The organism is Methylomagnum ishizawai (assembly GCF_019670005.1).
Taxonomy (GTDB): domain Bacteria; phylum Pseudomonadota; class Gammaproteobacteria; order Methylococcales; family Methylococcaceae; genus Methylomagnum; species Methylomagnum ishizawai.
Map to the genome: position 1 here is coordinate 358,507 of NZ_AP019783.1, position 18,879 is coordinate 377,385.

25 protein-coding genes and 2 pseudogenes are annotated in these 18,879 nt (G+C 67.6%); 23 read left to right on the forward strand and 4 right to left on the reverse strand.

The features are described from left to right. Positions 1-4 precede the first annotated feature (4 nt). The 10 genes from K5658_RS24120 to K5658_RS01525 all read left to right on the forward strand — a co-directional run bounded on the left by K5658_RS24120 (position 5) and on the right by K5658_RS01525 (position 6,117). Positions 5-202, forward strand: a complete 198-nt coding sequence (locus K5658_RS24120) for a helix-turn-helix domain-containing protein (RefSeq protein WP_425515954.1) — start codon at positions 5-7, stop codon at positions 200-202. 234 nt (positions 203-436) lie between these two features. Continuing rightward, on the forward strand, positions 437-1,663 hold the full coding sequence (locus tag K5658_RS01485) for a DUF2213 domain-containing protein (RefSeq protein WP_221065233.1): 1,227 nt from the start codon (positions 437-439) through the stop codon (positions 1,661-1,663). Positions 1,664-1,675: 12 nt separating this feature from the next. Further along, a complete protein-coding gene (locus K5658_RS01490) occupies positions 1,676-2,728 on the forward strand; it encodes a structural cement protein Gp24 (RefSeq protein WP_221065234.1) in 1,053 nt (350 codons plus the stop codon). Positions 2,729-2,746: 18 nt separating this feature from the next. Next, positions 2,747-3,784: a DUF2184 domain-containing protein gene (locus K5658_RS01495; RefSeq protein ID WP_221065235.1), complete on the forward strand. Its 1,038-nt coding sequence runs from the start codon at positions 2,747-2,749 to the stop codon at positions 3,782-3,784. A 2-nt stretch (positions 3,785-3,786) separates the two neighbouring features. Then, positions 3,787-4,059, forward strand: a complete 273-nt coding sequence (locus K5658_RS01500) for a hypothetical protein (protein WP_221065236.1) — start codon at positions 3,787-3,789, stop codon at positions 4,057-4,059. Between the two features lie 2 nt (positions 4,060-4,061). Then, complete coding sequence (locus K5658_RS01505; RefSeq protein WP_246628673.1) at positions 4,062-4,445, forward strand: DUF4054 domain-containing protein; 384 nt, start codon at positions 4,062-4,064, stop codon at positions 4,443-4,445. After that, complete coding sequence (locus K5658_RS01510; RefSeq protein WP_221065238.1) at positions 4,442-4,789, forward strand: hypothetical protein; 348 nt, start codon at positions 4,442-4,444, stop codon at positions 4,787-4,789. The genes K5658_RS01505 and K5658_RS01510 overlap by 4 nt, the downstream gene beginning before the upstream one ends. Before the next feature lies 1 nt (position 4,790). After that, positions 4,791-5,219: a hypothetical protein gene (locus K5658_RS01515; protein ID WP_221065239.1), complete on the forward strand. Its 429-nt coding sequence runs from the start codon at positions 4,791-4,793 to the stop codon at positions 5,217-5,219. After that, positions 5,216-5,857, forward strand: a complete 642-nt coding sequence (locus K5658_RS01520) for a hypothetical protein (RefSeq protein ID WP_221065240.1) — start codon at positions 5,216-5,218, stop codon at positions 5,855-5,857. The genes K5658_RS01515 and K5658_RS01520 overlap by 4 nt, the downstream gene beginning before the upstream one ends. A gap of 5 nt (positions 5,858-5,862) precedes the next feature. After that, positions 5,863-6,117, forward strand: a complete 255-nt coding sequence (locus K5658_RS01525) for a hypothetical protein (RefSeq protein ID WP_221065241.1) — start codon at positions 5,863-5,865, stop codon at positions 6,115-6,117. A 22-nt stretch (positions 6,118-6,139) separates the two neighbouring features. Here the strand turns inward: K5658_RS01525 and K5658_RS01530 are convergent, their stop codons facing one another. From K5658_RS01530 to K5658_RS24290, 3 genes and pseudogenes are all read right to left on the reverse strand, one after another. Further along, a complete protein-coding gene (locus K5658_RS01530; RefSeq protein ID WP_246628678.1) occupies positions 6,140-7,222 on the reverse strand; it encodes an IS3 family transposase in 1,083 nt (360 codons plus the stop codon). An 11-nt stretch (positions 7,223-7,233) separates the two neighbouring features. Continuing rightward, positions 7,234-7,344: pseudogene (locus K5658_RS24125) on the reverse strand (transposase); the annotation flags it as partial. Between the two features lie 294 nt (positions 7,345-7,638). Further along, positions 7,639-7,746, reverse strand: a pseudogene (locus tag K5658_RS24290) (hypothetical protein); the annotation flags it as partial. 201 nt (positions 7,747-7,947) lie between these two features. Between K5658_RS24290 and K5658_RS01535 the strand changes: the two are divergent. Genes K5658_RS01535 through K5658_RS01565 form a run of 7 tightly spaced genes read left to right on the forward strand, consistent with a single transcriptional unit; the run spans position 7,948 to position 12,857 of the window. After that, complete coding sequence (locus K5658_RS01535; RefSeq protein ID WP_221065242.1) at positions 7,948-8,850, forward strand: hypothetical protein; 903 nt, start codon at positions 7,948-7,950, stop codon at positions 8,848-8,850. Positions 8,851-8,859: 9 nt separating this feature from the next. Continuing rightward, on the forward strand, positions 8,860-11,097 hold the full coding sequence (locus K5658_RS01540; protein WP_221065243.1) for a hypothetical protein: 2,238 nt from the start codon (positions 8,860-8,862) through the stop codon (positions 11,095-11,097). Positions 11,098-11,109: 12 nt separating this feature from the next. Further along, complete coding sequence (locus K5658_RS01545; RefSeq protein ID WP_221065244.1) at positions 11,110-11,544, forward strand: hypothetical protein; 435 nt, start codon at positions 11,110-11,112, stop codon at positions 11,542-11,544. Positions 11,545-11,547: 3 nt separating this feature from the next. Further along, entirely contained in the window at positions 11,548-11,937 is a 390-nt protein-coding gene (locus tag K5658_RS01550; protein WP_221065245.1) for a hypothetical protein, read from the forward strand. Between the two features lie 8 nt (positions 11,938-11,945). Continuing rightward, positions 11,946-12,104, forward strand: a complete 159-nt coding sequence (locus tag K5658_RS01555) for a hypothetical protein (protein ID WP_221065246.1) — start codon at positions 11,946-11,948, stop codon at positions 12,102-12,104. After that, complete coding sequence (locus tag K5658_RS01560) at positions 12,101-12,589, forward strand: phage virion morphogenesis protein (protein ID WP_221065247.1); 489 nt, start codon at positions 12,101-12,103, stop codon at positions 12,587-12,589. The genes K5658_RS01555 and K5658_RS01560 overlap by 4 nt, the downstream gene beginning before the upstream one ends. A 10-nt stretch (positions 12,590-12,599) precedes the next feature. Then, entirely contained in the window at positions 12,600-12,857 is a 258-nt protein-coding gene (locus K5658_RS01565; RefSeq protein ID WP_221065248.1) for a hypothetical protein, read from the forward strand. A 30-nt stretch (positions 12,858-12,887) separates the two neighbouring features. Here K5658_RS01565 and K5658_RS01570 read toward each other — a convergent pair whose 3' ends face one another. Continuing rightward, the gene (locus K5658_RS01570) at positions 12,888-13,178 is read right to left on the reverse strand and encodes a CCDC90 family protein (protein WP_221065249.1); all 291 of its coding nucleotides are present in this window, start codon (positions 13,176-13,178) and stop codon (positions 12,888-12,890) included. Between the two features lie 108 nt (positions 13,179-13,286). On the opposite strand from K5658_RS01570, the gene K5658_RS01575 reads away from it, so the two are divergent. The 6 genes from K5658_RS01575 to K5658_RS01600 are packed head-to-tail and all read left to right on the forward strand — an operon-like array spanning position 13,287 to position 18,878. Next, positions 13,287-15,689 carry a hypothetical protein gene (locus tag K5658_RS01575; protein WP_221065250.1) on the forward strand — a complete coding sequence of 801 codons (2,403 nt, stop codon included), beginning with the start codon at positions 13,287-13,289 and terminating at the stop codon, positions 15,687-15,689. Then, positions 15,686-16,642, forward strand: a complete 957-nt coding sequence (locus tag K5658_RS01580; protein ID WP_221065251.1) for a hypothetical protein — start codon at positions 15,686-15,688, stop codon at positions 16,640-16,642. The genes K5658_RS01575 and K5658_RS01580 overlap by 4 nt, the downstream gene beginning before the upstream one ends. After that, complete coding sequence (locus K5658_RS01585; protein WP_221065252.1) at positions 16,639-17,763, forward strand: phage late control D family protein; 1,125 nt, start codon at positions 16,639-16,641, stop codon at positions 17,761-17,763. Before K5658_RS01580 ends, K5658_RS01585 begins: the two co-directional genes overlap by 4 nt. After that, on the forward strand, positions 17,760-17,939 hold the full coding sequence (locus K5658_RS01590) for a hypothetical protein (protein WP_221065253.1): 180 nt from the start codon (positions 17,760-17,762) through the stop codon (positions 17,937-17,939). Before K5658_RS01585 ends, K5658_RS01590 begins: the two co-directional genes overlap by 4 nt. Next, positions 17,932-18,513 (forward strand): phage baseplate assembly protein V, encoded by a 582-nt coding sequence (locus K5658_RS01595; protein ID WP_221066879.1) that lies wholly within the window; start codon positions 17,932-17,934, stop codon positions 18,511-18,513. The genes K5658_RS01590 and K5658_RS01595 overlap by 8 nt, the downstream gene beginning before the upstream one ends. After that, the gene (locus tag K5658_RS01600; RefSeq protein WP_221065254.1) at positions 18,510-18,878 is read left to right on the forward strand and encodes a hypothetical protein; all 369 of its coding nucleotides are present in this window, start codon (positions 18,510-18,512) and stop codon (positions 18,876-18,878) included. Before K5658_RS01595 ends, K5658_RS01600 begins: the two co-directional genes overlap by 4 nt. The last annotated feature ends 1 nt before the right edge of the window (position 18,879 follow it).

Consider the following 18,879-nt stretch of genomic DNA (forward strand, 5'->3'; position numbering starts at 1 on the left):
CACCATGGCGCAGGATTTGAAGACCAGGGCGATACTGGCGCAGTTATCGGATACCCATGGGGGGACGCGGGTATATGTGCCGAAAAGGAAACCCATTTCCAACGCGCGGATCAAGGAAGCGCGGGCGGAAGGGAAAACCTGCGCCGAGATAGCCAGGGAACTCGGATGCCACAAATCCACGATCAGCCGTAGGATGCGATAACCCTGGCGCACCCCCGCCAAGCCCCGTACCGCCGGGGCTTTCCCATGCCCACCTTATCCATGGGTTGCGTTTCCGGTATACCAATGCAACGACATGGCGGGCACCATGCCCGCCATGGACAGCGAAGCGCCCACCCCCCAAGCCCATGAGGCCATCCCCGGTTCCCCCCCGGGTGGCGTCCCGCCCGCCCGCCCGGCGGGAAGCCCCTTTCCCGTGGCCGGCGGGGGCCGGCCCATGCCCGCGCCGGAAACCGTCCTGGCCTTCGACCGGCTGCCCCTGGCCCGCCGGGAAACCACCCCGGAGGGCTACCTCGTGGCCCCCGGCGTGCTGTCCCGGACGGGCATCCAAACCTACTACGCCTATGAGTTGGGCTTGGACGGCGGGGGCATGGACCCCATGCGCCGGGTCCGGCTCCACCGCCCACCGGAAGAGGTGTTCGACCCCGGAAGCCTCGCCACCTTCAAGAACCTGCCCGTCACCGTGGGCCACCCGCCGAACGGGGTGGACGCGGCGAACTGGCGGAAGACCGCCGTGGGCGATTGCCGGGGCGGCCTCCGCGAGGGCGATACCCAGGTGGGCACGGTCACGGTGCGCGATGCCAAAGCCGTGGCGGCGGTGCGGGACGGCACCACCGAACTCTCGTGCGGCTACACCTTCGCCCTTGATTTGACGCCCGGCACCGACCCGGTGTCCGGCCAACCCTACGACGGCATCCAACGCCGCATCCGGGGCAACCACGTCGCCCTGGTGGACGCGGGCCGCTGCGGGTCCGCCTGCCGCATCGCCGACGCTTTACCACCCACCCCCGAACCTGGAGACAACCCCATGCCGGACCCGATCCGCAAGACCGTGGTCGATGGCATCCCCATCGAACTCAACGACACCGCCGCCGCCGCGGTGGACAAGCTGCTGAAGGAGCGCGACGCGGCCAAGACCGCCGCCGATGCCGCCCTGAAGGGCAAGGCCGACGCCGAACAAGCGCTGGCCGACGCCACCAAGGCGCACCAGGACGCGGTGGGCAAACTAGCGACGGACCACGCGGCCAAAGTTGCGGAACTCGAAAAGGACGTGCTGACCCCCGCACAGCGCGACGCGATGGTGCGGGACTGGGCGGAAATGCTGGCCGACGCCAAGCGCCTCGCGCCGATGGTGGCGACCGATGGCAAGACCTGCGTGGACGTGCGCCGCGCCGTGGTCAAGGACGTGGGCGACCGCAACGCCACCGCGCAAGGCGTCATCGCCGCCATCCTGGCCGGGAAGGCCTTGGAGGTCGCCGACGCCGATACCGTCCGCGCCGCGTTCAACGCCGTCAAGGCGCTGCCCATCGCCCATGCCCATGACAACCGCCTCGACGGGTTCACCCAGGCTTTGGCGGGCGTGAAGGTCGGCGACGGCCCGCCCGTGGCCGATGCCCGCATGATGTTCCACCAATCGATGGCCGACTACGCCATCGAGCATTAAGGAGCGACCTCAATGTCCCGACCCTCTCTCGATAATCCCGGCGGCTTGCAACGCGCTATCGGCTACCCCGGCATGGTGGTGGCGGGCGAGGTCCACGCCATCCGCGATTTCGTCAACGACGGCACCGTGCCCGTCGATTTCGGCGTGGCCGTGGCCTTCGGTTCCGCCGATGGCAACTGCAAAGCGCCGTCCGCCTTGACCGACAGGCTGCTGGGCATTTCTGTCCGGCATGTCACTATGCCCGCGACCTACGGCGGCGGGAACACCGTGCGCTATGCCCAATACAAGGCGGTGCCGGTCTTGCAGGAAGGCCCGATCCACGCCATCGCCGCCCAGGCCGTGAACCGTGGCGACCGGGTGGCCGCGCTCCTGAATGGCGCGGCCACCACCGCCACGAAGCCCGGCGGCAACACGGGCAACGGCACGCTCACCCTCGACGCCACCACGCCCACACTGTCCGGCTATCAGGTCGGCACCTACACCGTGCGCTGCACGGCGACCGCCACCAATGGCGGCACCTTCACCGTGACCGGCCCGGATGGCGCGTCCAAGGGCACCGTGGCCGTGGGGTCCACCTTCAACAACGAGATCAAGTTCGTCGTGGCGGACGGCTCGACCGACTTCGCCCTGGGCGACGGCTTCGATGTGGTGGTGGCGGGCGGGTTGCTGGGTTCGGTGGAACCGGCGGCGATGCCGTCCAGTTCGGCGGCGAAATCCGGCGGCAACACCGGCACCGGCACTTTGACCCTGGACGGCACCACCCCGCTGCTGGCCGGCGCGAGGCCCGGCGTCTACACCGTGCGCTTCACCGCCGCCGCCGCCAACAACGGCACCTTCCGCGTTTTCGACCCGGACGGCGCGGTGTTGGGCGACGTGGCGATGTCCGGCGGGGCCGGATCGTTCGCCAACCAGGTCAAGTTCGCCCTGGCCGATGGCGGCACCGATTTCAGCGTGGGCGATGGCTTCGACATCGCCGTGGGCGGCGACCGCATCGCGTTCCCCAACGCCTATTGGGAAACCACCACGGCCAAGGGCGCGCTCGGCATCGTCAAGGTCGTCCGCTAACCGCAGCAGGTACAGGCAATGCCAACCCCCCCCCAGCAAAGACAAGCGGCCATCGCCGCCTACACCGAACAGCGCCGGATGGCCCTCGATGCCGCGCCCGGCGTCCTGCCCCAGGTGTTCAGCCAGCACACCCCGTCCCCCCTGATGCGGGTGGGCGATAGCGCGGAAGCCCTCAGCTTCGTGGTGGCGCAGTTGGCCCACACCGAGGCCACGGTCTTCGCCAAGCAGTACACCCCGATGCAGTACGAGGAATTGCTGCCCCTGAGCTACGAGGCGGGCGAGTACGCGACGGAAATCCGCTACGAGATCATGGACGCCGTGGGCGCCACCCGTTCCGGTTCCGGCAAGGGCGCGGTCAACCTGGTCGATGTGGCCTACGCCGACAAGACCTTCCCGGTGGTGGCCGACAACATCGGCTACGACTACACCCAGGAGGAACTGCGCCAGACCGCCTACCTGCGCCGCCCGATCAGTTCGGCCCGGATGGACGCGGCCATGGACATCTACCGCCGCAAGCTGAACGCCGTGGGCCTGTTCGGCGACACCCAGCGCAACCTGACCGGCCTGTTCAACAACCCCTACGTGCCGCAGGCGTCCGCGCCGACCGGCAACTGGGCCGCCGCCACGCCGGACCAAATCCTGGCGGACATCAACACCGCCCTGCTGGCCGTCTGGAACAACAGCGCGAACAACGACCATGCCGACACCCTGGCCCTCGCGCCCTCGGCCTACAGCCAGTTGCTCCGCCCCCGCGCCACGAACTCCGACATGACCCTCCTCCGGTTCGTGCAGGAGAACAACCTCACCACCCAGCGCACCGGCAGGCCCCTCAAGATCGCCCCGGCCTATGGCCTGGACACCGCCGGGGTGGGCGGCACCAAGCGCTTGATGGCCTACGTCCGGTCGCCGTTGCGGCTCGTGATGCACGTCCCGCTGCCCCTGCGCTTCCTGGCCCCGCAGTTCGTGGGGCTTAGCGTGCAGGTGCCGGGCGAGTTCAAGTACTCGGGCGTGGAAAACCGCTATATCAAATCCTCCTATTACATGGACGGGCTGTAACCATGGCGAAGGTACTCCTGCAAAACCCCACCGAACGCGATATCCATTTGAACCTGACGACGGATAACGGCGCGGTCGCAACCGTCACCATCCCGGCCTCCCGCATGGAAGGCACCGCCGAGACCGCCCGGCGCGTGCCGGGACAGGCCGAGGCGGACGATTCGTTCCTCGAACAGGCCATGAAGGGCAATCCGGCGAACAAGGCGTTCTTCGACGAAGGGCTGTTGCGGATCGTGAAGCCCGAAGGCCCGGCCCCCACGAAGAAGGCGGCTTGACCATGACCCCGGCGGAATTCCTGGCCCGCTTCCCGGAGTTCGACGGCCTGGACGGCATCGCCGGACCGGGCATCCAGGCCGCCATTGATGACGCCGATCCGCATTTCGATGTGGAACGCTGGGGCGACCTATATACCCAGGGCCTGGGGAATTTCGTGGCCCATACCCTGCTGATGCGGAAGAAGCGCCACGACGCGATGCGGAATACCAACGATACCGACCCGCCGCCGGATGCGATTGGCTACAAGGCCGGGGATACCGAGGTGAAGTTCTCGGAGAAGCTGATCCTGTATAGGGTGGAGAAAAGCCCCTACGTCTCCACCGAATACGGCCAGCAATACCTGTACCTGCGGGATATTGTCGGCGCGGGGGCTTTGGCGGTATGAGCTTCGTCTATCCCCGGACCCTGGCCATCCTGCGCCCGGTCCAACCGGCCCCGGCGGGTTTGGCCCCCTACGGGGGGCAGGCGGCGGACGGGGAATCCCTGGTAGCCGAGGGGGTTCCCGCCAGTATCCAACAGATACGGGCCGGAAGTGGAAACCCGGCGAAGCTGCCGGGCGATGCCAAGGTGCCGGATTTCAAAATCCTGATTCCGAAGCGGGCCGTGGCGAAGGGCGTCATCAAGGCGCGGGATATCGTGGTGGACGAACTCGGGACGAGGTATCAGGTGATGGGGCCGTACTGGAATAGCCTGGGCTATAACCTGACCGCTTCCTTGTTGCAGGCGTGATATGGCGAAACAAGTATTCTTCCTCGAAGATAGCCATTATGGGCTATCGGATTACCGGAAAGGCGACGCGGTTTGGCTGTCGGACTCCGATGCGGAGGGCTTGATCGGCGCGGGCCGCGCGGCGTTGTGTCCCGGCACCGCCAACATCGCGACGGCGGGCACGGTGGCCTCCACGCCCGTCGTGGTCGATGTGTCCGGCTCGCCCGGCCCGGTCACCGTCACGGTGGTTCCCGGCGCGGGCAACACCAGCAAGGCGGAATATTCGACCACGCCGGACGCGGCGTCCGCCCCCAATACCGCCAATTGGCAAACATGGCCCCCCGGCACCGTCTCCGCCATCGCCACCGATGTTTTCCTGGGGCGGCTGGCGGCGCTGCGCTTCACCCGTGTCGGCGGGTCCGGCACCGACGCCTACGAGGTGCTGGCATGAATGGCTGGGCTTCCAGGATGGCGGCGCTACCGGCCTTCGCCTGGGCCGCCCGGCCATCGGCCCAGTCCTACGCGGGCCGGCTCATCCGCGTCACCGATTACGGCGTGGGCCATGGCTCACTGTGGTTCTCCGATGGCTCCGCTTGGCGATTGGTCGGCCCCACTGAGGTCTACAACACCACGACCGATGTCGTCGGCGCCTACGCCGGGGCCACGCTGGTGGCCCAGGCCATGTTCCCGGCGGGCCTGTTGCGGGTGGGCGATGCGCTGGGGCTGGTCATCCGCACGTTGAAATCGGGGACCGCCGATGCGTTCGCCCGGAATATCCGGTTCGGCGGCACCGGGGATATAGGCATCGATAGCAGCGTCTTCTCGCTGGGGTATGGGTCCACCAATACCCATACCGCCGAGAACCCGCGCCTCAAGATCGCTTCGGCCACGGCTATCCGGGTCACGACCATCGGCTCGACGACCTCGTTCAGCGGCGGCACGTCCGCCGTGGGCGCGACCGATACCACGATCCCGGACATCGCCGCGAACAACAACTATCTCAGCATCACCTTCAACAAGAATTCCGGGTCGGCGGGGGAAACCCTGACCATCAAGGAATTGACGATCACCCACCACCCCGGACCCTAGCCGCCATGCAGAACGTCAAGACCCTCCAAGAGCGCGACGCCCTCAAGCCGGTCCTGGCCGTCCAGGTGGAGGCGGATGGTTCATGGGATTGCTACCTGCCGGGAGACGGGTTGCCATCCATGCCGCCCCCCGCGCCGGTCGCGGCCTGTTCCCCTTGGCAGTTGCGCCGTTACCTCAATCAGACCGGCTTGAGGAGCGCGGTGGACGCCTATGTGGCGGCGGCGGGCCAAGACACCCAGGATCGGAAGATTTCAATGTAGTTGTCGCCTCGCCGTTGTGGGTTCAGGCCGCTTTTGGAGGCGTGGCGTGAACCTCGGATTGGGTCTTGGCTGGCGCGGCTGATCGTTCCGGGTTCAGGTGTACGGCCGGGATCGGCCGCCAATTGCGGAGGCCACCGGTCCATCGTTGCGGATGCCGTGCGCGGGCGGCCTCATAGACGGCTCGGCGCCGCTTCAGGAGGTCGGCGTCCTGGCCGGCATGCCGCTCGGCGGGGGTGACGAAGCGGATCGCGCCGTGGCGGTGCTCGTGGTTGTACCACCGGACCAGGCCTTCGGCCCAACGGCGCGCCGCCGCCAGGTCGTCGAACGGCCGGACCGGATGGTCGGGCCGGTATTTCAGGGTCTTGAACACCGCCTCGGCATAGGGGTTGTCGTTGCTGACGGCGGGCCGGCTGAAGGACGCCGCGACGCCGAGGGATTGCAAGGTCGCGAGCATGGTCGAGCCTTTCATGGGCCCGCCGTTGTCCGAATGTAGGACGACCTGGCCCGGGGCCACGCCCTCGCGCCGACATACGTCGCGCAGGAGTTCGCCGGCCAGGGCGCTGCTTTCCTCGCCGTAGACCTGCCAGCCCACGACCTTGCGGCTGAACAGGTCGAGGAACAGATAGAGGTAGAAGAACTGGCCCCGGATCGCGGCGGGCAAATAGGTGATGTCCCAGCAGTAGACTTGATTGGGAGCCGTGGCGCACAGGGCCCTGGGCTTGCCGCGCGGCTGTCCCGGCCGTTCGGCCCGGCGGTGCGCCAACTGGTTTTCGGCCTTGAGGATGCGGTGGAAGGTCGATTCCGAGGCCAGGTATTCCCCCCGGTCCGCCAGCCGGGGCACGATCTGGCACGGCGGCAAATGGCCGAACTCGGGGGAGTTGGCCACCGCCAGCACCTTGGCCCGCTCGGCCTCGCTCAGCTTGTGGGGTGGAACGTACACCCGCGCGGGCCGCCGGTCGGCCTGGACGCCGTCCCCGGATCGCCAGCGCTGGACGGTGCGGGCGGACAACCCCAGCACCCCGCAGGCCCGCTCCAGGCGCGCGCCGGCGGCGGTGGCCTCGTCGATCAGGGCGGTCACGGTTTCGCGCTCTTGCGGCGGGGTCATTCTTCCCCTCCCCCCAAGAGCGCCCGGTACTTTTTTTGAAGGACCAGCAACGCCGCCGCCTCCGCCAGCGCCTTGTCCTTACGCGCCAATTCCCGTTCGAGGCTCTGGTTGCGCTCCTTGAGGACCCGCAGTTCCCGGGCGTTCGTCGATGCCTCTCCCGTGCCCCCTGGATCCCGGCAAAAGTCCCGCTTCCAACCGTCCAGCTGGTGGGCGAACAGGCCGCGCTCCCGGCACCAGGCGTTCAGGGCTTCCCCTTCCAAGCCATGGCTCTCCTGCAACGCCGCCAACCGTTCCTCCGGGCGCCAGTCCCCGGGACGCCTCTCCCGCTTCACCGCGCCGCGTACCGCCTCGGGTAATTTCTTTTTCATCCAGCCCTTCAAGGTCAAGTGGTTCATGTTCAGTTCCTCGGCCACCTCTTTTATCGACCGGCGGCCACGCGCAAACACCTTCCGAAGCGCTTGCTCTTTGAACTCTGCGGAATACGTCGTAATCATGGGCAATTGTCCTCTTCTTTCCTCTTTCATTCGGAAAATTAGAGGCGACAACTATTCTGACGCCGGGGGGGATGGATGGGCGACCGCCTCGGTGTTCCTCAGCACCGATCCCTTTGTCGTGGCGGCGTGCGCCGCGCTCGACCTCGACCCGTATGCCGCCATCCAGGGCGCTTCCGAGGTTGTTGGATAAAAGGTGGGGAAGTATGGCCGGCCTTTGACGTATTGAACGCGATGGCCGCCCTGGCGGTTGCCGCCACCTATCCGGCGGGCACCGGCCAGCCCTCGGTGACGGGGCAAGCGGTGTCGGTCTACCCCGGCTGGCCGCTGCCGGACCGGCTCGATGCCGACCTCGCGGCGGGCGCGGCCCATGTTTCGGTCTACCCGCCGGGCGGGAGCCGCAATACCACGCGCTACCGGCCCGAGGCCGTCGAACTCGGGTTGAACCCGCACACGCTGACCTTGCAACCGGCGGCGATGGGTGGGCTACCCATCGGCCAAGGCGTGGTCGGCACCAGTTTGATCGTGGCCGGTACCGCGCCCAACAAGCTCCGGGTCGGGGGCACCGTGACCGTGCCGCAGACCGTGACCGCGATTGTCGAAAAGCGGGCCTATGCCTACGCCGTCCGGGCCGAAGACAGCCTGGAATCGGTCGCCGAAGGATTGGCCCAGGCCATCGCTGCGGGCGTTCCGGGCGGTCCCGGTATACCGGGCACCGTGGCGGTGGGCCGGGAAGTGGTTTTGCCGCCGGGCCACGGATACGACGCCTACCGGGTCGGCACCGGCTCGCCCACCGTGACCGCGCTGCGGCAGCAGGAGGAGAGGGTGTCGCTCATCGTGTGGGCCTCGACCCCGGCGCAGCGCGGCCGGATCGCCGACGCCCTGGACGCGGCCTTCGCCGATACGCCGTTCCTGGCCCTGGCCGACCAAACGGCGGCGCGGTGCCGGTTCGCCGGGCGGCACCTGGACGACGGCCAGCAACTCCGCCGCCTCTACCGGGAGGATTTGATGTTCACCGTGGACTATTCGACCACCCGCGCCGACTTCGCCCACGAGATCGCCAGCGTGGGCATCGGCTCCAAAGCGCCGCCAAACATCGGGGCGGACGCGGATTTTTCCATCAGGATCGACGTGTAGAGGTTCGATATGCCCCTTGTCCAAGACAACCACTTCAACGCGGCGGGCCTGAATGTCCCGGACGTGTTCGTCAACATCATCGCGCCGCCGGACCGGATCACGGGCGTCTCGACCAACGTCCTGGGCTTGGTCGGCGTGGCCTCCTGGGGGCCGGTCGGCGCGCCGATTTCCGCCGGAAGCGGTAGCGCCGACCGGCTCGTCGGCCCCATCGTCAATCGGAAACACGACCTCGCCACGGCGGTGAAGATCGCCGCCTTGCAGGGCGTGAACAACTTCAAACTGGTGCGCGTCACCGATGGCGGCGATACCCAGGCCGCCGTGGCCGTGCAGACCGATTGCATCGCCTACACGGCCAAATACAGCGGTACCGAGGGCAACCGGATCACCGTCGCCCATGCCGCCGGGCGCAAGCCGGGCACCACGCGGGTGACGGTCAACCGCGCCGGCTATACCCCCGAGGTGTTCGACAACATCGAGGGGAGCGGCAACGCGCTATGGGTGGCGATGGCCCAGGCCATCAACCAGGGCCAAAGCGGCATCCGTGGGCCGTCCGAATGGCTGACGGCGGCGGCGGGCGCGGGCACCGCCGATCCCGTTTTGACCGCCTACGCCCTGGCCGGCGGCACCGATGGTCTGGCGGATGGCATGATCACCGCCGTGGAGGTCGCCGACGCGGGGAGCCACTATACGGGGTTCCCGACCGTCGCCCTATCAAACGCCGGTAGCGGCTCGGGCCTGGTGGCGGCCGTCCACATGAAGGCGGTGGCGGTTTCGTCGGTGGTATCGGCGGGGCATGGCTACGCGCCCGGCGACACCATCACGCTGCGACAGGGGGGCGCGTCATCCGTGGCGGCGGTCCTGGCCGTGACCCACACCAAGGTGGTTTCCGCGGCCATCGTGGACGGCGGCACGGGCGGCACCGATGGCACGCAGACCGTCACCGGCACCACGGGCACCGGTACCCGGTTCCAGGCGAGCGTGACGGTTTCCGACGGCGCGATCACCGACATCGTATCGATCACCACGGCGGGCGATTACACCGCCAACCCCGCCAATATCGACAGCGAACACGTGACCGGGGCCGGACTATCCGGCGCGGCGCTGTCCGTGGCCCTGGGCGTCCTGACCGCCGCGATCACCACGGCGGGCGATTATCCGGCATTCCCGCCCGGTTCCCCCGCCACCCAGGCGTCGACGTCCGGCGATGGTTCGGGGGCGATGTTCTCGATATCCTGGGGCGTGGGGTCCATCGCCATCACGGCGGGGGGCAAGAACTATCCAAACACCGTGACCGCCTCCCTGTCCGGCGGCTCGCCCAGCGTGGCGGCCACGCTGGGCGATGTGACCACGCAAAACTGGGCGGATGTGGCCACTTCGCGCCTGGTCGGCGTGGACGGTTCCAACCGCACCGGCATGTACGGGTTGCGCGGGGCCGGGGCGCTGACCTTCGCCCTGGTGGATTGCGACGACCCCGCCACGTGGTCCGAACAACTGGCCTTCGCCCTGGAAACCGGCTCCTACGCCTTCGCGGCGCTGCCGGCGGGGATGTATGCGGACGTGGCCGGGGCCGTCGCCGGCAAGGGCGGCGCGGGGGTCGTCGATTACGGGCTGCACGTCTGGCACGGCGACTGGTGCTATTTCAACGACACCGCCAACGGGGTCCGGCGCTTGGTTTCCCCGGCCACCTATGCCGCCGGGCTGCGGGCGGCGCTCGGCCCCGAGCAATCGATCCTCAACAAACCATTGAACGGCGTGGTCGGCACCGAAAGCACGGCGGCGAACCGCGTCTATTCGGGCGCGGAACTCTCCGACCTGGTGGAGGCCGGGATCGATGTCGTCACCAACCCCATCCCGGCGGGCGACGCCTACGGCTCGCGGCTCGGGGTCAACTGCGACGTGAACACGGCGCAACGCTCCGACGCCTACACCGCCCTGACCCATTTCCTGGCCCACAGCTTCGAGAACTTCGGCGGGCGCTTCGTGGGCCGGGTGCAGACGCCGCGGGAGGTGCAAGAGGTGGACGACGCCTTCGACTTCTTCCTGGGCGGCTTGGTGGACCTGGGCATGATCGGCGACATCGACAACCCCGGCAAGCGCGACAAGGCGTACAGCATCGCGGTGGACACCAGCCGGGCCGGCCTGGGCTATCAGGCCGTGAACCTCAAGGTCGTGTACCTGGGCATCGTCCGGTACTTCATCGTCAACCTGGAAGGCGGTTCCACCGTCGTCCTGAACCCGGCGGCATAAGGAGGCCACCCCATGACCGCGATGCAACGCACCACGGGCCGCGATTTCTCCTTGGCCCTCCAATCGACCTATGGCACGTTCAGTCCGTCGCCCGGCCTGACCGTGGAATACACCGAGGAGCCGCTGGCCGATTCCACCCCCAAGAGCTATGTGGACGGCGCCCCCCGGACGCTGGTCACGCACAAGGGGCACCGGGTCACGTTCAAATTCGACCGTTCCGGCCCCGCCGCCGAGCGGATGTGGAGCCGGGTCGAGGCCGATTATTTCGCGGGCGTGGCCCAGGCGGATTGGACCGCGACCATGCGCATCCGCAACCCGAACGGGTCCGTCGCCACCAAGAGCTACACGCTGGGGGCGCTGGAAAAGCTGTCGCAATCCCCGGCGGGCGGGGACGCCACGGTGGAGCAGACCCTGCAATTCTTCTTCGGCCTCCTGGCCACGGGTTGAACCATGTCCGAACCGAAAATCGCCATCAAGCCGGAATCCGGCGAAACCACCGTCACCGACGCGCTGGGCCGCAGGCTTACCCTCCGCAAGCCGGGCCGGGTCCGTAGCTTCAAATTCTTCGAGGCGCTGGGGGCGCAGGCGTCGGTGAATCCGATGTGCGTGCAGATGTTCCAGTTCGCCCTGTTCCTGACGGCCATCGACGGCAAGCCGGTGGAACCCTGCCATACCCTCATCGACATGGAAGCCCTGGCCGACGTGCTGGGGGACGAGGGCTGCGGGGCCATCGACCGGGCCGCGCAGGAGGCCTGGGGCCAATCCCAGGAGGAGGCGCTCACCGCCGCCATAAAAAAGTGGCGGGCGATGCTGGACTCCGGGAAGCCGCCTGGCTCATGAGGAACGGCGTGCCGTGGGATTGCGCGTTCGGGGATGACGACCCCGCCCAGGTCGCTGCCTTCCTCCGCCGCGAGGATGTGCGGGCCGGGCTGGCCATCCTCCTCTCCGAACTCGAAACCGGCCTGAGATACAACTGGAACACCCACCGCTACGAGAAACCGAAGTGACCCGGACCTTCGCCCCCGCCGGTTTCGCCGCCTTCCTCCGCGCCCGGCCCCAGGCCATCGCGGCGGCGCGGCGCAAGGTGCTGGACACCGGCTCCATGCTCATCCTGGAGACCGCCAAGGGCAAGATCGGCGAATACCAACCGGCGGCGGGGCCGTTCGCGGCCTGGGCACCCCTGGCGGAAACCACCCTGGAAGGCTGGGATTCGCCCTGGGGCGTCCACTATCCCGGCAAGGTCGAACTGGGCTACGCCCCGCCGGACAACCCCCTGCTGCGCACCGGGGAACTGCGGAACTCGATCAACCGGGCCATCTTCGGCAACGGGGCGGCGGCGGTGGGGTCCGATAGCCCCATCGCGGTTTGGCAGGAGCGGGGCACGCACAGGATACCGGCCCGCTCGTTCCTGGGCGCGGCGGCGTTCGAGATGGAACACCATATCCACGACATGGCCGGGAAGGCGCTGGTGGCGGCGCTGACGGGAAAATAGCGAGGCTGGCATGAACGAAGCGTATTTGCAGACCCTGGTGCGCGAGGCGGTGGGCGAGGTCTTGGACCAGCGGGCGCGGATCGACCAGGAAACCCATTCCGACCACCATGCCTGGATCCAGGCCAAGATCGAGGCCGAAAAGGAGCGGGCGGAAGCGTGGCGGGATATCCGGCGCACGGCCATCGGCTGGGCGGTCACGGCGGTGTTGGGCACGGCGCTGGCGTGGTTCGCGGGCGCGTTCGGCTGGAAGGTCGGGGGCGGCCAGTGATGGAAGGATGCCGCGTCCTTGCGGCTGCGCTCAACGGAACAGGTTCGCCAGCAGCGGCACGACCTCCGCCGCCACGACGAGGGCCAGCATCCATTGAACGAGCGTGAGCTTGCCGTCCATCTTCTCGAACCGGGCATCCAGCCTGAGTTCGAGTTCGCGGACATCCTGCCGGACCAACTCCACGTCCCGCTTGGTGGCGAACTCGCCTTCCCCGGTGGCCTCCCTGAACGCCTTGGACACGGCCTCGGCCTGCTTCGGATCGAAGCCCGCCTCTTGCAAGGTCTGGATGAATTTGTGGGTGTCGAAGGTGATGGTCGCCATGGGTGGGGTTCCGGGAAATATTGGTAGAGGGTATGCCCTGTGGGCGGGCGGGGCAAGGGCCGCGTCCTTGCGGCGGGGGTTCATCAATACTGCGTCGGTACAACTCCAATGTTCGAAGCCTATCGAATCCAATCGAGCCTTATCCTCAAAGACGAAACCCTGCCCACCTTGCAGAGGATGGCGGCTGAATTCGACAAGCTGGACAAGAAGGTCAAGGCCGTCCAGAAGAACATGGACATGATCGCCAAGCTGACCGATCCGCTCCATCGCACCGCCGGGGCCGTGCAGATGATTTCCCGGCACCTGTCCACCGCCGAAACACGGTCGGCCCGCCTGCTCGCCAACCTCACGGGGATTTCCCGCCTCAAGTTCAAACCCGGCGACTACGGCTTCGGCGGCTTGAACTTCGGGGAGGGGGCCGCGTCCGTGGGGGGCGGTGGTCGGCGTGGGCGCTCGGGAGGGGGCGCGCCCATGCCCGCCATGGAGGAACCGTTCTATGCGCCCACCCTCTATCAGGGCGGTGGACCGGTGGTTCCCTTCGCACGCCCGCCGCAACAACCCCCGCCCGCCATGCCAAGCTGGCCCGTCGGCATGATGGCCGGGGGCGCGGCCGGCGGGGGCCGTGGTTTCCCTCCTGGCGGAATGCCCCCCCGGCTGGGCGCTCCCGACTGGATTCCAGGGAATGGGCGCGGTGGCAATCCGTGGGATCGGTGGGATAGGAGCGAACCGTTCGATACCGGGTTCCGGGAGCCGGGCGGCGGCGTCCCGCCCGGAATGCCGCCCCAGCCGCCCCGTGGGCCGTTCTTCGGCCATGGCCGCAACGCCCACCAGGACATGATGGGCGGCCTGGTGCTGATGGGCGGTGGCGCGGCGGGTATGGGCGCCCTGGACGCGGCCCTGGACGCCGCGAAGGAATACAACCTCGAACTCGCCAAATTCCGCACCCTGGGCCTGGGGGAGGCCACCAACCGGCGGGCCGACGAGTTCGCCCGGAATGCCCGGCCCTGGGGCACATCCAAGGCGGAACTCATGTCGTCCCTGCGGGAATCCATCGGCCTGTTCAACGACTTCGACCTGGCCAAGGCGCTATCCCCGAAGATCGCCGAACTCAACGCGGCGAACTCCCTGCTGTTCGGCGGCAAGATCGGCAAGATCGACGACAAGGCCACGCTGGCGCTCATGCGCTTCATCGACCGGCGCGGCGGCAACGCCGACCGGGAATCCTTCCTGCGCAACCTGGACCTCGCGCAGAAGATGGTCACGGGTTCGGGCGGTTTCCTGCAATTCTCCGACCTCGCCAATTTCTCGCAGATGGGCGGCACCGCGTTCCGGGGGCTGAGCGATGAGGGCCTGCTCAAGATGGCCTCGCTCATCGCCGAACAGGGCGGGGCGCGGGCGGGCACGTCGCTCATGAGCATGTACCAGAACCTCGTGGCGGGCCGGACCCCCAAAAAGACCATGGCCTTGCTGGAATCCTTGGGCCTGGGCAGCGCCGACGAAGTGAAGTCCGGCACCGTGGGCGGGAAGAAATCGACCACCACCACCTTCAAGCTCAAGCCGGAATATTCCCAGGTTTTGCAGCGCGACCCGGTGGAGTTCTACAAGTCCATCGTGTTGCCCTTGCTGGCGAAGAAGGGCATCGCGTCCGAGGAAAAAATCCTCGAAACCATCAACGACATGCTGTCGAACCGGACCGGTTCCGGGCAGGCCGGCATCATGACCACCCAGCTTTTGCAGGTATTGCGCGATTACGACGTGACCAAACGGGCCATGGGGGCGCGGGATACCGTCCGCACCGCCAGGGACGCGGCCTACGGCTCGGATGTGGACCTCTCCCGGAGCTGGAAGGATTTCACCCTGGCGGCGGGCATCCCGGCGCTCGGGGATTACCAGAAGGCGGTGGAAGGCGTGTCCGGGGCGTTGAATACCGGGACGAAATTCTTGGATAGCCACCAAACCGCCACCAAAGTGATGACGGAAGCCCTGGGCGTGCTGTTCGGCGCGGCCATGATCGGCGGGGCTTGGAAGTTGACCAAGGCGGCGGCGGGGTTCGTCGGGCTGGCCCCGGACCTCGCGGCCATGGCGACCACGGCCCCGGCGGCGGCGGCGGGCTTGGGCGCGGTGGCGGCCTGGATCGGCAGGCTTCCGGCCATGGCGGCGACCTTGGGGGTGGGGTTTGTCGCGGGCAAGTCCATCACGGACAACTCGCCTTGGCTGCAAGGCAAGATCAACAAGGCCACCGATTATTGGATGGACAAATTCGGCGGGTCCCCGGAAGTGACCGGCGCGATTTCCCGGCAAGAACACGAGGAACGGCGCCGACTGAACACCACGCCACCCCCCAAGGGCGGCACCGCCAACCCGCCCGGCGACGTGTATCTCGATGGCCGCAAGGTCGGCAAGGTCATCGCGCCGCACCTGGGCAAGGAAGCCGCCAAGCCGCAATCCGCCGCCTCCCGCCCCGATGGCCGGCGCAACCTGCAACCCGTGGCCGGGAACGTGGGCCGATGAGCGCCGAAACCCGGAACCCCAAGGTCAGGCTGGGGGACTTCGAGTTCCAGCGCTTCGAGGTGCCCGACGCGATCCACACGGGCGGGACGCAGATACTGGCCGTCCACCCACTGATCGGCGGCAACCGCGTGGTGAACGCCATGGGCCAGAGCTACGCCAACATCGAATGGTCCGGCACCCTGACCGGCCCGGACGCCTGGAACCGGATGGCGGCGCTGGACGCCATGCGGAAGAGCGGCAAGCGATACACCTTGACCTTCCACGGCCTCCGCGCCCCGGTGGTCATCGAGGAGCTGCGCCGGACCATCCATACCGTCGCCCTGATCGATTACGAGATTTCGCTGCTGAACGTGACCGGCGCGAAGGTGCCGCCGCAGGAGACCACCCAGGACGCCGTGGGCAAGGACGTGGCCGAGGCCAAGGCGCTGGGGAAGCGGGTGGACGACGGCATCCTGACCGACGCCCTGGACGCCCTGGACGGCGCGGTACGGAAGGTGTCCGATTTCGCCAACGCCGCGCAGGACACCATCAACAGCGTGATGCAGCCCATCGGGGCCGTGGTGAACCGGGTCCAAGACCTCATCACCACCACCACCAACACCGTCATCAATGTGACCACGCTCGGGGGCATCCTGCCCACCAACCCGATAGCGCAGAAGGTGGGCGGCTTGGTCGGTGGCGTGACCAAATACACCCACCTGCCCCAGTTGTACCAGTTACAGAGCGTCATGGGCCGCATGTCCACCAATGTCCGGAGCGCGGCGACGGCGGGCAAGACCGTGACCGTGGCGGGCGGGAACCTCTATCAGGTGGCGGCGAAGGAGACCGGCAGCGCGGCGGATTGGTCCGCCCTCGCCAAAGCGAACGGGATGACCGATCCGAAGATCGAGGGCATCAAGACGCTGGTCATCCCCAAGAATCCGGGCGCGACCGGCGGGGTGTTGGCGAAATGAACAACGGCCAGGCCTCGACCCCGATCCCCCGTGGCATCGTCAAGCTGAACGGCGAGATCGTCCACGGCTGGATCGAATTCGAGACCGAGGCCAATTCGTTCTACGAGGCCGACACGTTCTCCCTGTCGTTCGCCATCGACGCGCCGGACGGCAAGCCCGCCGCTTGGTTCATCGACCAGGCCGAAATCCTGGTGGAACTCCTGGTGGTGGTGTTCGACGGGGCCGCCGCGAACGCCGACATCCTGGAACCGGCCACGTCCATCTTCTACGGGCGGGTGGACGACCTGGATTACGACCCGGCGGAGGGCGTCGTCGAGCTTTCCGGGCGCGACCTGACCGGCAAGCTCATCGACACCAAGACCACCGGGAAATGGCAGAACCTGCCCGCGTCGGAGATCGTCCGCATCATCGCCGGGAAGAACGGCTTGACGCCCGTGGTGACGGCCACCGCCGGGAAGGCCGGGGCCTATTACGAGATCGACCACGTGACCCTGACCCACGCCCGGTCCGAATGGGATTTGCTGACCTATCTGGCCGAAAAGACCGGGAAGGTCGTGTCTGTCCAGGGGAAGGCATTGCATTTCGAGGACAAGCCGGAGGCGGGGGCCTCGAACTTCCTGATCGAATGGGTCCGGCCCTCCGATGTGCGGGCCTATCCCGTCGGCAATGTCGAGAAGCTGCATTTTTCCAAGAGCTTAACCGTTGCGCGGGATGTGGCCGTCAAGGTGCGGTCGTGGAACGCCAAGAAGAAAACGGCCATCAACGTGACCGCCAAGGCTACCAAAACCAAGACTACGGCGCTTTCCGATGCGGCCCAGCCGGAAGGCGATGCCCAGGTCTACAGCTATTCGATACCGGGCCTGACCCAGGAACAGGCGCTACAGCGGGCACAGGAGCTACTACGGCAAATCAGCGCCCACGAGTTGAAGCTGGCGTTTTCCGCGCCCGGTACCCACGCGCTGAACATCCGCACCTTGATCGAGGTGCGCGGCACCGGGACCCGGTTCGACACCCTCTATTACCCGGACCGCATCACGCGCCGGTTGGCCCCGGACGATGGCGGGTATTCGATGGAGGTGTCCGCGAAGAACCACGATCCGAATTCCGAGGTATTGGTATGAAGCGTCTCGACCAAAACACCCACATCATCGTTTGGACCGGAGTCATCGGGCTGGCTTCGCTGATCGTGCTGGCCCTGGTGCCGGAAGCGCGGGAACAGGCGGGGATGGGGCTGGCCGCGTCGATCGGCGTGCTGGCGACTATGGCCCGGCAGGCCAAGGACGCCGCCGATGCGTGACCTCCTGAACGCCATGCGGACCCAGGCGGCGCTGGTGGGCGGCGGGAAGCCCGCGCCCCGCTTCGGGGTGGTGTCGGCCTACGACCCGGACGCCTACGCGGTGCGCGTGCTGTTGGACCCCGAGGACCCGGCCACCGAAACCGGCTGGATGCCCCTGGCCTCCCCGGCCATCGGCAACGGCTGGGGCCTCCTGGCCGGGCCTTCGCTGGGCGACCAGGTGGAGGTGGGGTTCCTGGAGGACGACCCGGAACAGCCCTACGCGGCGGGCCGCATCTATTCGGACACCGACCGGCCCACCCCGGACATCGACGGTACGCCCACCGGCTGCCCGTCCGGGGAAATCTGGCTGGTGGCGAAGGGCGGGGCGCGGCTGCGGTTGCTGGCCGGCGGCGCGGTGGAGATCGTCGGGACGACCGTGAAGATCAAGGGCGGGACCATCGAGAGCGAAGGCGACTGGCGGCACACCGGCACGATCACCGCCAGCGTGGACGTGGTGGCGGACGGCATCAGTTTGCATGACCACACCCATGGCGGCGTGCAAACCGGCGGCGGCGACACGGGGGTGCCCCAATGACCGCGGACATCGACCATTGGTTCGGCCAGGACATCGGCGCGTCCGTCACGGGCGACCTGCAACCCGTGACCGGCGTGGACCGGGGGCGGCAGCGCATCGTGCGGCGGCTCATGACCGTGCCCGGCACCTATATCGCCCACCCGGACTATGGGGCGGGCCTGCCCCGGTATGTGGGCGCGGTGCCGGATATCCCGGCAATCCGCGCCCTGATCCTGGAACAGATGGAGCTTGAGGCGGCCGTGGCCCAAGACCCCGCGCCCCAGGTCGCGATCCAGCCGGTCGCGGACGGCATCGCCGTCGCCATCCGCTATCTGGACGCCCCGGAACGGGTGCCGGTGGTGCTCGCCTTCGACGTGGACCGGTGAA

Coding starts and splice junctions, on each gene's coding strand:
- K5658_RS01490 (WP_221065234.1), top strand. CDS start 1,676: ATGTCCCGACCCTCTCTCGATAATCCCGGCGGCTTGCAACGCGCTATC.
- K5658_RS01515 (WP_221065239.1), top strand. CDS start 4,791: ATGGCGAAACAAGTATTCTTCCTCGAAGATAGCCATTATGGGCTATCG.
- K5658_RS01535 (WP_221065242.1), top strand. CDS start 7,948: ATGGCCGCCCTGGCGGTTGCCGCCACCTATCCGGCGGGCACCGGCCAG.
- K5658_RS24120 (WP_425515954.1), top strand. CDS start 5: ATGGCGCAGGATTTGAAGACCAGGGCGATACTGGCGCAGTTATCGGAT.
- K5658_RS01540 (WP_221065243.1), top strand. CDS start 8,860: ATGCCCCTTGTCCAAGACAACCACTTCAACGCGGCGGGCCTGAATGTC.
- K5658_RS01495 (WP_221065235.1), top strand. CDS start 2,747: ATGCCAACCCCCCCCCAGCAAAGACAAGCGGCCATCGCCGCCTACACC.
- K5658_RS01525 (WP_221065241.1), top strand. CDS start 5,863: ATGCAGAACGTCAAGACCCTCCAAGAGCGCGACGCCCTCAAGCCGGTC.
- K5658_RS01585 (WP_221065252.1), top strand. CDS start 16,639: ATGAACAACGGCCAGGCCTCGACCCCGATCCCCCGTGGCATCGTCAAG.
- K5658_RS01590 (WP_221065253.1), top strand. CDS start 17,760: ATGAAGCGTCTCGACCAAAACACCCACATCATCGTTTGGACCGGAGTC.
- K5658_RS01600 (WP_221065254.1), top strand. CDS start 18,510: ATGACCGCGGACATCGACCATTGGTTCGGCCAGGACATCGGCGCGTCC.
- K5658_RS01505 (WP_246628673.1), top strand. CDS start 4,062: ATGACCCCGGCGGAATTCCTGGCCCGCTTCCCGGAGTTCGACGGCCTG.
- K5658_RS01485 (WP_221065233.1), top strand. CDS start 437: ATGCCCGCGCCGGAAACCGTCCTGGCCTTCGACCGGCTGCCCCTGGCC.
- K5658_RS01530 (WP_246628678.1), bottom strand. CDS start 7,222: ATGACCCCGCCGCAAGAGCGCGAAACCGTGACCGCCCTGATCGACGAG.
- K5658_RS01510 (WP_221065238.1), top strand. CDS start 4,442: ATGAGCTTCGTCTATCCCCGGACCCTGGCCATCCTGCGCCCGGTCCAA.
- K5658_RS01580 (WP_221065251.1), top strand. CDS start 15,686: ATGAGCGCCGAAACCCGGAACCCCAAGGTCAGGCTGGGGGACTTCGAG.
- K5658_RS01575 (WP_221065250.1), top strand. CDS start 13,287: ATGTTCGAAGCCTATCGAATCCAATCGAGCCTTATCCTCAAAGACGAA.
- K5658_RS01500 (WP_221065236.1), top strand. CDS start 3,787: ATGGCGAAGGTACTCCTGCAAAACCCCACCGAACGCGATATCCATTTG.
- K5658_RS01545 (WP_221065244.1), top strand. CDS start 11,110: ATGACCGCGATGCAACGCACCACGGGCCGCGATTTCTCCTTGGCCCTC.
- K5658_RS01520 (WP_221065240.1), top strand. CDS start 5,216: ATGAATGGCTGGGCTTCCAGGATGGCGGCGCTACCGGCCTTCGCCTGG.
- K5658_RS01595 (WP_221066879.1), top strand. CDS start 17,932: ATGCGTGACCTCCTGAACGCCATGCGGACCCAGGCGGCGCTGGTGGGC.
- K5658_RS01570 (WP_221065249.1), bottom strand. CDS start 13,178: ATGGCGACCATCACCTTCGACACCCACAAATTCATCCAGACCTTGCAA.
- K5658_RS01550 (WP_221065245.1), top strand. CDS start 11,548: ATGTCCGAACCGAAAATCGCCATCAAGCCGGAATCCGGCGAAACCACC.
- K5658_RS01565 (WP_221065248.1), top strand. CDS start 12,600: ATGAACGAAGCGTATTTGCAGACCCTGGTGCGCGAGGCGGTGGGCGAG.